This is a genomic window from Micromonospora sp. WMMD1274, from assembly GCF_049179035.1.
Lineage (GTDB): Bacteria > Actinomycetota > Actinomycetes > Mycobacteriales > Micromonosporaceae > Micromonospora > Micromonospora tulbaghiae.
The window spans coordinates 6,162,135-6,175,878 of sequence record NZ_JBMHMG010000001.1 but is presented as its reverse complement, the minus strand read 5'-3'; the positions used below and the strand labels follow the sequence as shown (position 1 = coordinate 6,175,878).

At 75.6% G+C, this 13,744-nt stretch carries 12 protein-coding genes; 11 read left to right on the top strand and 1 reads right to left on the bottom strand.

Features of this window, described 5'->3' with window-relative positions:
- The first annotated feature begins 47 nt into the window (after positions 1-47).
- The 11 genes from ACN27D_RS29115 to ACN27D_RS29065 all read left to right on the top strand — a co-directional run bounded on the left by ACN27D_RS29115 (position 48) and on the right by ACN27D_RS29065 (position 12,420).
- A complete protein-coding gene (locus tag ACN27D_RS29115; RefSeq protein ID WP_421500532.1) occupies positions 48-1,292 on the top strand; it encodes an acyl carrier protein in 1,245 nt (414 codons plus the stop codon).
- Positions 1,289-2,788 (top strand): class I adenylate-forming enzyme family protein, encoded by a 1,500-nt coding sequence (locus ACN27D_RS29110; protein WP_393155799.1) that lies wholly within the window; start codon positions 1,289-1,291, stop codon positions 2,786-2,788. The genes ACN27D_RS29115 and ACN27D_RS29110 overlap by 4 nt, the downstream gene beginning before the upstream one ends.
- Entirely contained in the window at positions 2,781-4,028 is a 1,248-nt protein-coding gene (locus ACN27D_RS29105; protein WP_357895998.1) for an alanine racemase, read from the top strand. Before ACN27D_RS29110 ends, ACN27D_RS29105 begins: the two co-directional genes overlap by 8 nt.
- 5 nt (positions 4,029-4,033) lie before the next feature.
- Entirely contained in the window at positions 4,034-4,288 is a 255-nt protein-coding gene (locus ACN27D_RS29100; protein WP_114920141.1) for a phosphopantetheine-binding protein, read from the top strand.
- Complete coding sequence (locus tag ACN27D_RS29095; protein ID WP_120570343.1) at positions 4,285-5,445, top strand: acyl-CoA dehydrogenase family protein; 1,161 nt, start codon at positions 4,285-4,287, stop codon at positions 5,443-5,445. The genes ACN27D_RS29100 and ACN27D_RS29095 overlap by 4 nt, the downstream gene beginning before the upstream one ends.
- Positions 5,446-5,512: 67 nt before the next feature.
- Positions 5,513-6,574, top strand: a complete 1,062-nt coding sequence (locus ACN27D_RS29090) for an acyl-CoA dehydrogenase family protein (RefSeq protein ID WP_421500531.1) — start codon at positions 5,513-5,515, stop codon at positions 6,572-6,574.
- A 67-nt stretch (positions 6,575-6,641) separates the two neighbouring features.
- Positions 6,642-8,132, top strand: a complete 1,491-nt coding sequence (locus ACN27D_RS29085; RefSeq protein ID WP_421500530.1) for an amino acid adenylation domain-containing protein — start codon at positions 6,642-6,644, stop codon at positions 8,130-8,132.
- Positions 8,132-8,665 carry a flavin reductase family protein gene (locus ACN27D_RS29080; protein WP_120570346.1) on the top strand — a complete coding sequence of 178 codons (534 nt, stop codon included), beginning with the start codon at positions 8,132-8,134 and terminating at the stop codon, positions 8,663-8,665. The genes ACN27D_RS29085 and ACN27D_RS29080 overlap by 1 nt, the downstream gene beginning before the upstream one ends.
- The gene (locus tag ACN27D_RS29075) at positions 8,662-9,525 is read left to right on the top strand and encodes an inositol monophosphatase family protein (RefSeq protein WP_047891065.1); all 864 of its coding nucleotides are present in this window, start codon (positions 8,662-8,664) and stop codon (positions 9,523-9,525) included. The genes ACN27D_RS29080 and ACN27D_RS29075 overlap by 4 nt, the downstream gene beginning before the upstream one ends.
- On the top strand, positions 9,509-10,465 hold the full coding sequence (locus tag ACN27D_RS29070) for a Gfo/Idh/MocA family oxidoreductase (protein ID WP_358173537.1): 957 nt from the start codon (positions 9,509-9,511) through the stop codon (positions 10,463-10,465). Before ACN27D_RS29075 ends, ACN27D_RS29070 begins: the two co-directional genes overlap by 17 nt.
- 101 nt (positions 10,466-10,566) lie before the next feature.
- The gene (locus ACN27D_RS29065) at positions 10,567-12,420 is read left to right on the top strand and encodes an AfsR/SARP family transcriptional regulator (RefSeq protein ID WP_357896014.1); all 1,854 of its coding nucleotides are present in this window, start codon (positions 10,567-10,569) and stop codon (positions 12,418-12,420) included.
- Positions 12,421-12,475: 55 nt separating this feature from the next.
- Here ACN27D_RS29065 and ACN27D_RS29060 read toward each other — a convergent pair whose 3' ends face one another.
- Entirely contained in the window at positions 12,476-13,483 is a 1,008-nt protein-coding gene (locus ACN27D_RS29060; RefSeq protein WP_421500529.1) for a hypothetical protein, read from the bottom strand.
- Positions 13,484-13,744: the final 261 nt, after the last annotated feature.

Sequence of the window (13,744 nt, the reverse complement as noted above, 5' to 3'; positions counted from 1 at the left end):
TCCGCGCCGGCGGCCCCGCCCCACGTATCCGCATCGAGGAGTTCCCCATGTCCCACCACGTCCCGAACGCGCCGGACCGGCCGACCACGGATCCGGTGTGGACACCGATCCTGACCGGTCTGCACGCGACCGCGCTGGACTGTCTCCAGACCAGCTTCGCCCTGCTGGCCGACCACGCGAACGGGTCCGGCAGCCACCTCGCCCTCGGCGCCCGGTACGGGTTCCGCACCCGGGACCAGGACGGCCTGGTCACCGTCGAGGCGACCTCGGACGACCGGGCCACCGAGGCGGTCGACCTGCTCGGCCTGCGGGTCGAGGGCCGGTGGATGCAGCTCGACGGCCCGCAGGTACGCCGGCTGTGCGCCCCGGGCCAGCCGCTCTACGTCACCGCCGACGCGTACGACCTGCCGTGGTGCCCCTACCACGAGCACGAGCACATGCGGCACAGCTTCCTCGTCACGGCCGCCGGGCCGGACGAGGTCACAGTGGTCGACGCGTACCACAACGACACCGCCTGGGGGCCCGCACGGCCCGGTGTGTGGCGGCTGCCCGACGCCGCATTCGACGCGGCGCTGGCCGGGGGCGCGCACACACTGGCGGTGACCGCGCACCCGGCCCCGGCGATCGACGTGCCCGCCATGCTCGCCGGCAACGCCGCCCGGGCCGGACGGGCCCGCCCGGAGATCGACAGCTACCTGGCCCGCACCGCCGCCGCCCTGGACACGGTGGCCGGGCTGCACCGCTTCGTACTCGACGTCTGGCTGCTGGCTCGCACCCGCGACCTGCACGAACGCTGGCTCGCGGCGGTCGCGCCGGAGGCCGCCGCCGCGCTGGCCGGGCAGGCCGCGCGCTGGCAGCAACTCGCCACGCGCAGCTACGTGGCGTTGCGGCGGGCCCAGGCGGGCCGGCCGGCCGCGCCGGAACTGGCGGACGCGCTCGGCGCGCTGATCGCCGACCACCTGGCCGCGCTGGAGTCGATCGCCGGACCGGCCGCCGGAACCGCCGACGACGCCGCACCGGCCGCGCCGGACCGGGCCGGTGACGACGGCGTACGCGCGGCGGTGCTCGGCGCGCTCGGCGACACCCTGGACCTGGACGGTTCGGCCCTGCGCACCACCGACGTGCTCCGGGAACTGCCCGGCTTCGACTCGTTCCGGCTGGTCGACGTCATCGACCGGGTCGAACGTCGGCTCGGCGTCGAGGTTCCGGCCACCGCGCTGTCCGCGGCCGACCTGCGCGACGTCGGCTCCCTGTGCGCCATGTTCGGCGCCGCCACCGGAGGTGCCCGATGAGTACCGAACTCCTGCACGACCTGCTGGACCGCACCGCCGACGCGCGCCCCGACGCGCCCGCCGCCGGGGACGGGACCGTCGAGCGCACGTACCGTCAGGTGCGGGCGGACAGCCTGCGCCTCGCCGGGTGGCTGCGCGGACAGGGCGTCCGGCGCGGCGATCGGGTGCTGGTGGCGCTGCCCACCGACGCGACCCTGCCGGCGCTGCTGTACGCGGTCGCCCGTACCGGCGGTGTCTTCGTCGTCCTGCGCACGCCGGCCCCCGAGGTCGCCCTCGCCCACGTGCTCGACGACGCCGAGCCGGGCCTGGTCCTCACCGACGACCCGGTCCTGGCCGGCCTGTCCCGCGCCCGCGGCGTCCCGGTGCGCGGCGCGGACGAGGCACGCCGCGCCGCGTCCGCCGCGGCGATCAGCGGCACGCCCACCGGCCCGGCGCCGCTCTCGGTCGACCCGGTCTGCCTGATCTACACCTCCGGCAGCACCGGCATGCCCAAGGCGGTGGTCTCCACGCACGCCCAGGTCACGTTCGCGGTGCGGGCGATCCAGTCGGAGCTGCGCTACCGGCCCGACGACGTGGTGCACGTCCTGCTGCCGCCCTCGTTCGACTACGGCCTCTACCAGATCTTCCTCAGCACCGTCGCCGGTGCCCGGCTGCGCCTGGGCGACGCCGGGGACACCGGTGGCCGCCTGCTGGCGACACTTGTCGAGTCCGGCGCCACGGTGCTGCCCTGCGTACCGTCGCTCGCGATCAACCTGCTGCGGTTGCTCGGCCGGGCCGGCGCGCCCCGCCCGCCGCTGCGCCTGCTCACCAACACCGGCGCGGCCATGCCGCCCGAGGTGCTGGCCGGCCTGCGCCGGCTGCTGCCCGGCCTGGCCGTCCAGCTCATGTTCGGCCTCACCGAGTGCAAACGCGCGGCGATCATGCCGCCGGACGCCGACCTGCGCCGGCCCGGCGCCTGCGGGCGGGCGCTGCCCGGCACCGAGATCTTCACGGTGGACGCCGAGGGGCGGCGCCAGCCTCCGGGCGTCCGCGGCGAGCTGGTGGTACGCGGCCCGCACGTGATGGCCGGCTACTGGCGGCGGCCCGAGCTGACCGCCCAGCGGTTCCGCCGCGCCCACGGACTGTTCCCGCAGCTGCACACCGGCGACCACGGTCACGTGGACGCCGACGGGTACGTCCACTTCGCCGGCCGCCGCGACGACGTCTACAAGGAGAAGGGCACCCGGGTCAGCGCCACCGAGGTGGAGGCCGCCGCGTACCGGGTCGACGGCGTGGACGCGGCCGGGGTGCTGCCGCCGGCCGACGGCCGCGACGGCGCGACGCTGTTCGTGGTGGCCGAGCTGACCCCCGCCGACGTGCTGCGCCGGCTGCGGGAACAGCTGGAGGAGATGAAGGTGCCGGCGCACTGCGTCGTGCTGCCCGACCTGCCACTGACCGGCAACGGCAAGGTGGACCGGCGGGCGCTGGCCCGACTGGCGGGTGAGCACGATGGCTGACCTGCCCTTCGACACCCCGGCGTACCGCTACGACCTGGCCCGGGTGCGCGCCAACCACGCCACCCTGGTCGCCGCGCTGCCCGCACCGAGCCGGCTGTTCTACTCGCTCAAGGCCAACCCGCACCCGGCACTGGTGGCGGCGCTGCACACCGCCGGCTGCGACGCGGAAATCTGCTCCGAGGGCGAGCTGGCCGCGGCACTGCGGGCCGGCGTGCCGGGCGACCGCATGCTCTACACCGGACCGGGCAAGCGCGACGCCGAGGTGGCCGAGGCGGTGCGCGCCGGTGTCCGCTGGTTCTCCGTCGACTCGCCCGAGGGCCTGGACCAGGCCGACCGGATAGCCACCGCGCACGGCGTGGAACTGCGGTGCCTGCTGCGCGTCAACGACCGGGTGCCCAACCCGGGTCAGGGGCTCACCATGACCGGCGTCGCGTCGCAGTTCGGCGCCGACGCCGACTGGATCGAGCGGGAACCCCAGCGGTTCCGCTCCCGCCCCTCGGCCCCGGTACGGGGATTCCACCTCTACACCGGCAGCAACGTCGACTCGGTGGACGCGCTGGTGGCCCAGTTCACCGCCGCGGCGCGTACCGCCCGGCGGCTGCGGGACCTGCTCGACGTCGACCTGGCGCTGCTCGACCTCGGCGGCGGCTTCGGCGCGCCGTTCGCCCGGCCCGGCCACAACGCGGACCTGACCGGCCTCGCCGACCGGGTCGCCCCGGCCCTGGACGAGCTCTTCCCCGGCTGGCGCGACGGGGCGCCGACAGTCGCCTTCGAGTCGGGGCGGTTCCTCACCGCCACCGCCGGCACGCTGCTGACGCGCGTGCTGGACGTCAAGCGGTCGCAGGGCACGCCGGTGGTGGTGCTGGAGTCCGGCATCAACCACCTCGGCGGGATGTCCGGCCTGCGCCGGCTGCCGCCGCTCGTACCCGCCCTGCACGCCGCCGACGGCCGCGACGGCCCGCCGCTGGAGGCCGCGATCGTCGCCGGGCCGCTGTGCACGCCGCTGGACACCTGGGCCCGCGCCGCGAACCTGCCCGACGTACGGCCGGGCGACGTGCTGGCCGTGCCGAACGTCGGAGCCTACGGGCTCTCGGCCAGCCTGCTGGCCTTCCTCGGCCACCCCGCGCCGGTCGAGGTCGTCTGCGACGGCGACCGCGTCGTCGAGACGTCCCGGCTGACCCTGACGCGGCACCCGGTCGACGCGCCGGGCGCCACTGCCGAAACCCGAGAAGAAAGGTGACGTCAATGAACGCCGAATTCACCGAGTTGCTCCGCCCGTTCCTCAAGTTCGCCGGCCCGGACGAGATCACCGAGGAGTCCCGCCTGCGCGACCTCGGCCTGGACTCCATGCGCGAGATCGAGCTGCTGTTCGCCATCGAGGACACGTTCGGGGTCGCCGTGCCCGACGACAAGCTCGTCGACTCGACCTTCGCCACCGCCGGTGGACTGTGGAGCGTGGTCGAGGAACTGCGCACCCCGGTCGGCGGTGGTTCCCGATGACCGCGCCCGCCGGGTACGCCCCGGCCGTCGAGACCGTCGCCGACGTGGCGGCGGAGCACGCCCGGGAGGCCGACGAGAACGCCGTCTTCCCGACCGAGGCGCTGGCCGCCATGCGCCGTACCGGGCTGCTGGGGCTGCTGGTCCCCGAAGCCGAGGGCGGCGCCGGCGGTACGCTGCCGGACCTGGTCGACGTCACGCTGGCGCTGGGCCGGGTGGACATGTCGGTGGCGATGGTCTTCGCCATGCACTGCCAGCAGGTCGCCGCGATCACCGCGTACGGCGGGGAGAAGCTGCGCGCCGAGGTGCTGCCGGCGGTGGCCCGGGGCGAGCGGTATCTCGGCTCGGTCACCACCGAGGCCGGCAAGGGCGGTCACCTGATGACCGCCGAGTCGGCGCTGGAGCACGACGGCGAGATGCTGCGCGTCGACCGGCAGGCGCCGATCGTCACCGGCGGCCCGTACGCCGACGCCTTCCTGATCACCACCCGCGCCCCGGGGGCCGACTCGGCCGCCCAGGTGGACCTGGTCTACGCCGACCGGGACCAGGTGGAGATCGAGGTGACCGGCGGGTGGCGCCCGCTGGGCATGCGGGCCACGCACAGCGTGCCGATGCGGCTGCGCGGCGCGGTGCCGCAGTGGCAGGTGGTCGGCGAGCACGGCGGCTTCCGGGAGATCGCCACCACCGTTTTCGCGCCGCTGGCGCACGTCGGCTGGGCGGCGGCCTGGATCGGGGCGGCGGCCGGCGCGTACGGCCGGGTGCTGCGGCACGCCCGCAGCGAGGCGGGACGGCGGCAGTTCGCCCCCTCCTCCGAGCTGGTGCTGCTGCGGCTGGCCGGCATCCGGGCCCGGCTGGACGCGGCGCACGCGCTGCTGCGTCACACCGTCTCGGTGGTCACCGACGCGCCGGACATGTCGGCGGCGCCGGTGCAGATGCTGCTCAACACGCTGAAGATCCGCGCGGCCGAGGAGTCCTTCGCCGCCGCGCACGAACTGGTCGAGCTGGCGGGCCTGCGCCACGGCTATCTGACCGACTCGCCGCTGACGCTGGAGCGCACGTTCCGGGATCTGCGCTCAGCCTCGCTGAACTACGCCAACGACCGGCTGCGCCTGGCCAACGGGGCGCTGTCGCTGCGCGACCCGGGGGTGCGTCTTGCCTGAGCCGACGACGCCGAGGACGCCGACACCGCCGCCGACGATGCCGCCGCCCGGGGACCAGGCCGCCTCCGTGCGGGCTGCGCTGTCCGGAGTGGACCTCGGCGACCCCGGCGCCGTGTGGCGCGCGCTGGGCGCCGCCGGGATCGTCGAGGCGCTCTACCCGGACGGCGTGCAGCCGGACCCCCGGCGGCTGTCGGTGCTGCTCACCGAACTGGACGCCCGGTGCCCGCTCGGCGTGACGCTGTCGGTCTGCGTCCAGGTCGCCACCGTGCTGCCGCTGCTGGCCGACGCGACCGGGCCGGCGGAGCGCGCGCGGCGCGGGATGCTGCGCGGCGAGACGGTGGTGGCGCTGGCCGTCACCGACGCCGGCGGGTCGGGCTCGGACCTGCTCGACGCCGCGACCCGGGTGAAGCTGGGCGACGACGGCGCCGTCCTGGACGGTGGCAAGGACTGGATCACCAACGCGACGAGCTGCGACGCGGCGCTCGTGCTGGCCCGGCACCGCGAGGCGCGGCACTTCACCAGCTTCTGCTGGCTGCTGGTGCCGGCCGGCGCGCCGGGCGTGACGGTCGGGTCCGCCGGCCGGGCGTTCGCCGGGTCCGGCGTGGGCCACCTGCGCTTCGCCGGCGTGGCGCTGGGCCCGGACGCCGTGCTGGGCCGCCCCGGCCGGGCGCTGGCCGGGTTCGCCCGGCAGGTCGGCGTCGAACGGGTCGCCGGAGCGCTGTGGGCCCGGGCGATGTGCCACCGGATGCTGGCGGGCCTGCGCGACTGGCTGCGGCGGCGACCGGCCGGGGCGGGCACGCTCTGGGACCGCCCGGCGGTCCGCGAGCGGTACGCCCGATGCCTGGTCGCCACGCACCAGCTCGACGCGCTGTGCGCGCCGCTGCTGGACGCGCCGGCCGCCGTCCCGTCCGCGGTCACCGGGATGCTGCTGAAGGTCAGCGCCGCCGAGACCGTGGACCGGGTCGCCGCCGAGGCGGTGCGCCTGCGCGGCGCGGACGCGTTCCGCGACGGCGGGGAGGCACAGCTGCGCACCGAGGCGGCCATGTTCGGCATCGCCGGTGGCGCCACCGGCGCGATGCTCGCCGGCATCGCCGACCACGCCGACGAACTGGCGGGCGCGGTGACCTGAGCGCGGCGTCCCACGCCGGCGGCGCCGCAAGACCGATCGACGACAGCACAGTGAAGGGAGCAACGCCGTGAGTCTCTACTCCTGGTTCGAGCGGACCGTCGAACGCGTGCCCGAGGCGGTCGCGCTGGAGGTCGGCGGGGAGCCGGTGACCTACCGCCGGCTGCGCGACCTCGCCGACGGCCTCGCCGGGCGGATCCACGCCGAGGTGGGCCGGCGCCCCCGCGCGGTCGGCCTGCTGGCCGCCCGCAGCCTGCCCGCGTACGCCGGTTATCTGGCCGCGCTGCGCGCCGGAGCGGTGGTGGTGCCGCTCAACCCGGCCTTCCCGCCGGCCCGCACCGCCCGGGCGTGCCGGGACGCCGGCGTGGACGCGCTGGTGGTCGACGACGCCGGCGCCGCGACGGCGGCGCAGGTCGCGGGCGACGCCGTGACGGTACGCCTCGACGGCGCGCCGGGCGTCCCGCCGCCGGCCGCCCCGGTGGCGCCGGACGACGTGGCGTACCTGCTGTTCACCTCCGGCTCGACCGGGCGGCCCAAGGGCGTGCCGATCCGCCACCGCAACGTGGACGCGTTCCTCACGCACTGCCGGGACCGCTACCCGGTCGGCCCGGGCGACCGCCTGTCGCAGACCTTCGACCTGACCTTCGACCCGTCCGTGTTCGACATGTTCGTCGCCTGGGGTGGCGGCGCCACGCTCGTGGTGCCGCAGCCGGACGAGGTGCTGACGCCGGTGCGGTTCGTCAACGAGCGGCGGATCACGCACTGGTTCTCGGTGCCCTCGGTGGTCTCGCTGGCCCGCCGGATGCGGATGCTCTCCCCCGGCGCCATGCCCGGCCTGCGGCACAGCCTCTTCGCCGGCGAGGCGCTGACGCTGGAGCAGGCGCGGGCGTGGGCGGCGGCGGCGCCGGGCAGCGTGGTGGAGAACCTCTACGGTCCCACCGAGCTGACCGTGACCTGTACCGGTCACCGGCTGCCCGCGGATCCGGCGGCCTGGCCGGCGACCTCGAACGGCACCGTGCCGATCGGCGACGCGCACCCCGGGCTCGACGCGATCCTGCGCGCGGAGGACGGCACGGTCGGCGGTGACGACGGCGAGCTGTGCGTGCACGGGCCGCAGCGGTTCGACGGCTACCTCGACCCGGCCGACGACGAGGACCGGTTCGTCACGGACGCCGGCCGCCGGTACTACCGCACCGGTGACCGGGTCCGCCGCGAACACGGCACGCTCGTGCACCACGGGCGCCTGGACGACCAGGTGAAGCTGCGCGGCTACCGGATCGAGCTGGGCGAGATCGAGATGGTCCTGCGTGGCCACCCGGGCGTGCAGGACGCGGTGGTGCTGGCGTTCGGCGCGGGCGACGACGTCTCCCTGCGGGCGGTCTACACCGGCGCCGACGGGATCACCGACGAGCTGACCCGCCGGTGCGCGGACCGCCTGCCCGGCTACATGGTGCCGGCCCGGATCCACCACGTGGCCGCCCTGCCCACGAACGCCAACGGCAAGACCGACCGGCGCCGGACCGCCGACCTGGTCGGCAGCGCGACGAGAGGAGCACGGTGATGACCAGCACAGGGAACGGACAGGACCAGGAACGGGCGTTCCGCTCGGTGGCCGGGCGCTTCGCCACCGGCGTGGCCGTGGCGACAGCCGTCGGACCCGACGGCCCGGTGGGGATGACCGTCAACTCCTTCACCACCGTGTCGCTGTCACCACGGATGCTGCTGGTCTGCCTCCGGCGGGACTGCCGGCTGCTCGGCGCGGTGCGGCGTACCGGCCGGTTCGCGGTGACGGTGCTCGGCGACGACCAGCGCGAGGAGGCGGCCTGGTTCGCCAGCCGGGGCCGGCCGGCCGGCGCCGACGGCTTCGCGGGTGTGGCCTACGACCACGAACGGGCGACCGGCTGCCCGCGCCTGACCGACGGGGTGGCGTACTTCGGCTGCGAGGCGGTCTCCGCCGACCCGGCCGGTGACCACGCGGTGCTGATGGGCGAGGTCCGCTCCGCGGGCCTGCTCCGGCCGACGCCGCCGCTGCTGTTCGTGGACGGCGACTACGCGCGGCTCGCCGCGCCGCGGGAAGCGCAGGTGGCGCGATGAGCATCAGTGCCGCTCCCGGCGACCTGCGCCACCTGAGCCTGCGCGCGGCGCGGGCCGGTGCGGACGCGATCCGCGAGGCGCGGGGCCGGGGCCTGCAAACCGAACACAAGGGCGGCGCGGCCCAGGATCCGGTGACCAGCGCCGACCACGCCAGCGAACGGGCCATCCTCGGCCTGCTCGCCCGCGACCGGCCGCAGGACGCCGTCCTGGCCGAGGAGTCCGGGGCCAGCGACGGCTGTTCCGGCCTGCGCTGGATCGTCGACCCGCTCGACGGCACGCTGAACTTCAGCCACGGCGCGAGCCGCTACGCGGTCAGCATCGCGGTGGCGACCGGCTGCGACGTGGGCGACGGGCAGGTGGTCGCGGCCACCGTCCTGCAACCGGCCACCGGCGCCTGCCTGGTGCTCGACGACGGCGGCGCGCTCGACGGCGACGCCCCGGTCGCGGTCAACCGCGAGGCCGAGCCGGGGCACGCCCTGGTGGCGTTCGCGGTACCGAACGCGCCCGGTCCGCGGCGGCGGGCGTACCAGGCGCTCGTCGGCGTCGCGCCGCGCGTCGCCGACCTGCGCAACACCGGCTCCACCGTCTGCGACCTGGCCGCGGTGGCCCGCGGGGAACTGGACGCGTTCCTCAGCTTCGACCCCGCGCCGTGGGACATCGCGGCCGGGGCCGCGCTGGTGGAGGCCGCCGGCGGCGTGAGCCGGCGGTGGCGCCACGACGGGTTCGAGGTGTTCGGCACCGGCGCGCCGGCCGTGGTGGCCGCGCTGGCCGGCTGGCTGGGCGACAGCCGCACGGACGGCCGCGACGGCACCGACGGCACCGACGAGGAGAGGGGAAGCGACGATGACCGGCAGCGATGAGTTCCGGCTGGCGCTGGTGGGAGCGGGCCGGATGGGCCACCACCACCTGCGGGCCCTGGCCGACCACCCGGCGGTCCGGATCCGGTACGTGGTCGACCCGGATCCGGCGGCACGGGAGGCGGTCGCCGCGGGCGGGCTGCCGGCGTACCCGAGCGTGGAGGACCTGCTCACGGACGCCGTGCCGGACGGTCTGCTGGTGACCGCGCCCACCGGGCGGCACGGCGCGCTGGTCGCGGCCGCCGCCAAGGCCGGGCTGCCGGTGCTGTGCGAGAAGCCGGCCGGGCTCGACCCGGCCGAGGCGGCCGAGGCGGGACGGGTGGCCGCCGCCGCCGGGATCCCGTTCCAGGTCGCCTACTGGCGCCGGTTCGTCCCGCAGCTGCACCGGCTGCGGGAGCGGATCGCCGACGGCGAACTGGGCGAGGTCCTGTTCGTGGCCGCGGCGCAGTGGGACGGCGAGCCGCCGGCGGCGGCGTTCCGCACCGGCAGCGGCGGGATCTTCGTGGACATGGGCGTGCACGAGTTCGACCAGATCCGGTGGCTGACCGGGCAGGAGGTCGACCGCGTCGCGGTGCAGCCGGCCGGGCCGGTCACCGACCCGGCGGTACGCGGCCGGGACGTGGACAGCGCCCAGGCGTTGCTCGGCCTGTCCGGCGGCGGCACCGCGCTGGTCTCGCTCGGCCGGCACCACCGGGGCGGCGACATGGCGACGGTGGAGGTCTTCGGCACCCGGGACCACGAGCGGCTGACCTTCCTCGACCCGGCCGACGGGGACGCCACCATGTACGCGGCCCTGGCCCGCCAGGCGGAGGACTTCGCCGGGCTGGTCCGGGAGGGCCGGTCGGCGGGCGCCGGGGTGGCGGACGCGGTGGCGGTGCTCGACGCGGCGCGGCGGGCGACGGCGCAACTCACCCGGGGTCACGAAGTACACACCGATCGGTGACTACTTGCACCATCTGGGAGCGCGGTATTCCCCAGCCGAAGGTGGGAAATCCATCGGTACACCACACTGTGGACGGTACTGCGGAGCGGGGGAATGCATCGATGCGGTTCAGTGTTCTCGGCCCGCTGACAGTTCATGTGGACGACCGCCCGGTCACGCTCACCGGCACCAAGCCCCGCCTCCTGCTCGCCGTGCTGCTGCTGAGCCCGGGGCGCACGGTCGCCACCTCCCGGCTGGTCGACGGCCTGTGGCCGGACTCGCCGCCCGCGTCGGCGGTACGCAACCTGCGCACGTACGTGCACCGGCTGCGGCAGGCGCTGGACCGCGGCGGCGACTCGGCCGGCCGGCTGGTCCACGACGGCACCGGCTACCACCTGCGGGTCGACGAGGACGAGTTGGACCTGCTGCGGTTCCGGCGTCTCGCCGACGAGGCACGCCGGGCCGCGCGGGGGGACCGGCCGGAGGCCGCCGCCGACCTGTTCGACCGGGCGGTCGAGCTGTGGGGCGGGCACCCGCTGGAGGACCTGGCGGATCCGGGCACCGACCTGGGCGCGACCGTAACGGCGTTGCGGGAGCAGCACCGGGAGATGACGACCGAGCTGATCGACCTGCGCCTGCGGCTGGGCCAGCCGGCCCGGGTCATCCCGTCGCTGCGCCGGCTGGTGGCCGAGGAGCCGCTGGACGAACGCCGGCAGGCGCAGCTGGTGACCGCGCTGACGCAGGAGGGACGCGTGGCCGAGGCGCTGGCCGTCTACCAGCAGGCCCGGCGCGGCATCGTCGACGAACTGGGCGTCGACCCCGGTCCCACGCTCCAGGGCGCCCTCCACACGGCGCTGGACGCGGACTCCGCCGAGGCCCGCCCGCCGGCCGGCCGGCCGACGGCCGCCGGCGCCGGGCCCGCGTCGCCGCCCGGCCCGCCGCCGAGCCCGCAGGCCCTGCCGATGAAGCCGCCGTCCCTGGTCGGCCGGGACACCACCGCGGGCCAGCTGCGCGCGATCGCCGAGGGGATCGCCGACCCGGCCGACGCCGACGAGCACGCCGGGGTCGTGCTCGTCTCCGGCGCGCCGGGCGTCGGCAAGTCCTCGTTCTCCGTGACCAGCGGGTACGACCTGGCCGATCTCTTCCCCGACGGTCAGCTCTTCGTCAGCTTCGACAGCGGCGACGAGCCGCCGCGCGGCAGCGGGGAGCTGATCCGGGAGCTGCTGGTCGAGCTGGGCGTGCCGCTCACCGACGTGTCCGAGGACATCCGGGAACGCTCCGCCGCGCTGCGCTGCGCGCTCGCCGGCCGGCGGCTGCTGCTCATCATCGACGACGTCGACTGCGCGCAGCAGGTGCGCCCGCTGCTGCCCGGGGCGGGCCGCAGCCTGGTGCTGATCAACAGCCGGCAGCGCCTGCTGGACCTGGACGTGGGCTGGCGGTTGACGCTCGGCTCGCTCGACCGGGCCGACGCGGTGGAGCTGCTGGCCACGATCGCGGGCGAGCGCCGGGTACGCGAGCAGCCGGAGGTGTTCGGCCGGATCGCCGCGGCCTGCGACCAGCTGCCGCTGGCCCTGCGGATCGTCGGCAGCCGGCTCGTCACCCAGCCCGACGTCGCCCTGCCCGGCTTCGCCGCGCATCTCGAGGACGAGGAGAACCGGCTGTCGGAGCTGTCCGTCGGGGACATCTCGGTGCGCGACAGCCTCTCGGTCAGCTACCAGGCGCTGGACGTGGACGCCCGCCGGGCGCTGCACGCGCTGGCCCGCGCCGACTCGTTCATCACCGCGTCCAGCGCGGTGGAGATCCTGCGCCTGCCCCGGCAGCAGGCCAACCGGATGGTGGAGCGCCTGATCCAGCACAACCTGCTGGTGCCGGTCGACTCCGGCGCCCCGGGCGAGCGTTTCCACCTGCCGGAGCTGCTGCGGATCTTCGCCCGCGAGTGCGTGGACGCGCACGGCCGGCCGCTGCCAGCGGCCTGAGCCGCCGTACGCGGTGTGCGGGCCGCCCGGCCCGCACACCGCGATCCGGGTGTGGCTACTTGAGGAAGCGGTCCAGCGCGGCCTCGATGGTGCCGCTGTCCGGGGACGCGTACGACTTCATCGTCACCTTGTTGTAGGAGATGAAGCTCGGGCACCGGGCGGCGGGCGCGGTCACCGTGCCGCCGTCGCCGACCTTCTCGCCGGTCTTGGCGGCGTGGAAGGTCAGGGTGTACCGCGAGGAGATGTAGTCGACCGTGACGACCTTGTCCTCGCTGTTCTTGTACTGGCACTTCTTCGGCGTGCCCTCGCTGCCCTCGACCATCTTGAGGCAGCCGATGACGGACACCGTGGCGAAGTCGGCCGACTTCGCGTAGTACGGCTTGGCCGAGCTGATCGTCTTCTGCGACCAGAACGACGGCCGGTCCGGGGAGTTGGAGAAGACGTACGCCTTCGAACCCGCCGGCGCGGTGTACGGGGCGGCGTTGAGGATCGCTCCCCCGTCGCAGACCGCCGACATCTCGCTGGCGTAACGCGCGGTGATCGAGTCGTTGTTGGTGGGCCCGTCCGGCCCGGTCGACTCCGGCCCGCCCGCACTGGGGGTCGCGGACGGGCTGTTGTCCGGCCCGGGGGTGGCGCTGCCCGAGGCCACCGGCTTCGGGTCCTCCTCGTCGCCGTTGAAGGCGACGTAGGCGAGGCCGCCGCCGCAGCACAGCAGCGTCAGCGTGACCGCACCGGCGGCGAGGCCGACGATGAGGCCCTTGCTCTTGCCGCCGCTGGGGGGCGGGGTGGGCGCGTACGGCGCCGGCTGCCCGGGGTAGCCCGGCTGGCCGGGGAACGGCGCCGCGGGCTGCGCGCCGTAGGGAGCGCCCGACCCGGGCTGGGCGCCGTACGGCGCGCCCGACCCCGGCTGGGCGCCGTACGGGGCGCCCGACGCCGGCTGCGAACCGTAGGGCGCACCGGAGGCCGGCTGCGCGCCGTACGGGGCGTTCGGGTCGGGCTGGTTGCCCCACGCTCCGGCGTTCGGGTCCGGATAGCCTCCGTAGGGAGGGTGATTGTCACTCATCTGAGGTTCTTCCACCTGTCGTCCGTGGTTCCGGCGATCAACCACCCCGCAGCGTAATGACGCCTGCAAATTCACGATCGCCGACACTCGATGCGTTCTTCACGAGCCGTGCCGGGGTCACTCCGGTGCGTGCGTGCCCGGATCCGGCACCCGGCCGCCCATCAGGCGCGACGCGCCGGGGACCGTTGTGACGCAACGGATCGACCGTTCGGCCCCGGACCCGTACCCGACATCACCGACGCCGAAAAGTGTGACGTACGC

What these genes read in the sequence shown, in the direction of transcription:
- ACN27D_RS29075 (WP_047891065.1), top strand. Translation starts at nt 8,662, where the DNA reads ATGAGCATCAGTGCCGCTCCCGGCGACCTGCGCCACCTGAGCCTGCGC.
- ACN27D_RS29115 (WP_421500532.1), top strand. Translation starts at nt 48, where the DNA reads ATGTCCCACCACGTCCCGAACGCGCCGGACCGGCCGACCACGGATCCG.
- ACN27D_RS29110 (WP_393155799.1), top strand. Translation starts at nt 1,289, where the DNA reads ATGAGTACCGAACTCCTGCACGACCTGCTGGACCGCACCGCCGACGCG.
- ACN27D_RS29105 (WP_357895998.1), top strand. Translation starts at nt 2,781, where the DNA reads ATGGCTGACCTGCCCTTCGACACCCCGGCGTACCGCTACGACCTGGCC.
- ACN27D_RS29060 (WP_421500529.1), bottom strand. Translation starts at nt 13,483, where the DNA reads ATGAGTGACAATCACCCTCCCTACGGAGGCTATCCGGACCCGAACGCC.
- ACN27D_RS29070 (WP_358173537.1), top strand. Translation starts at nt 9,509, where the DNA reads ATGACCGGCAGCGATGAGTTCCGGCTGGCGCTGGTGGGAGCGGGCCGG.
- ACN27D_RS29080 (WP_120570346.1), top strand. Translation starts at nt 8,132, where the DNA reads ATGACCAGCACAGGGAACGGACAGGACCAGGAACGGGCGTTCCGCTCG.
- ACN27D_RS29065 (WP_357896014.1), top strand. Translation starts at nt 10,567, where the DNA reads ATGCGGTTCAGTGTTCTCGGCCCGCTGACAGTTCATGTGGACGACCGC.
- ACN27D_RS29100 (WP_114920141.1), top strand. Translation starts at nt 4,034, where the DNA reads ATGAACGCCGAATTCACCGAGTTGCTCCGCCCGTTCCTCAAGTTCGCC.
- ACN27D_RS29095 (WP_120570343.1), top strand. Translation starts at nt 4,285, where the DNA reads ATGACCGCGCCCGCCGGGTACGCCCCGGCCGTCGAGACCGTCGCCGAC.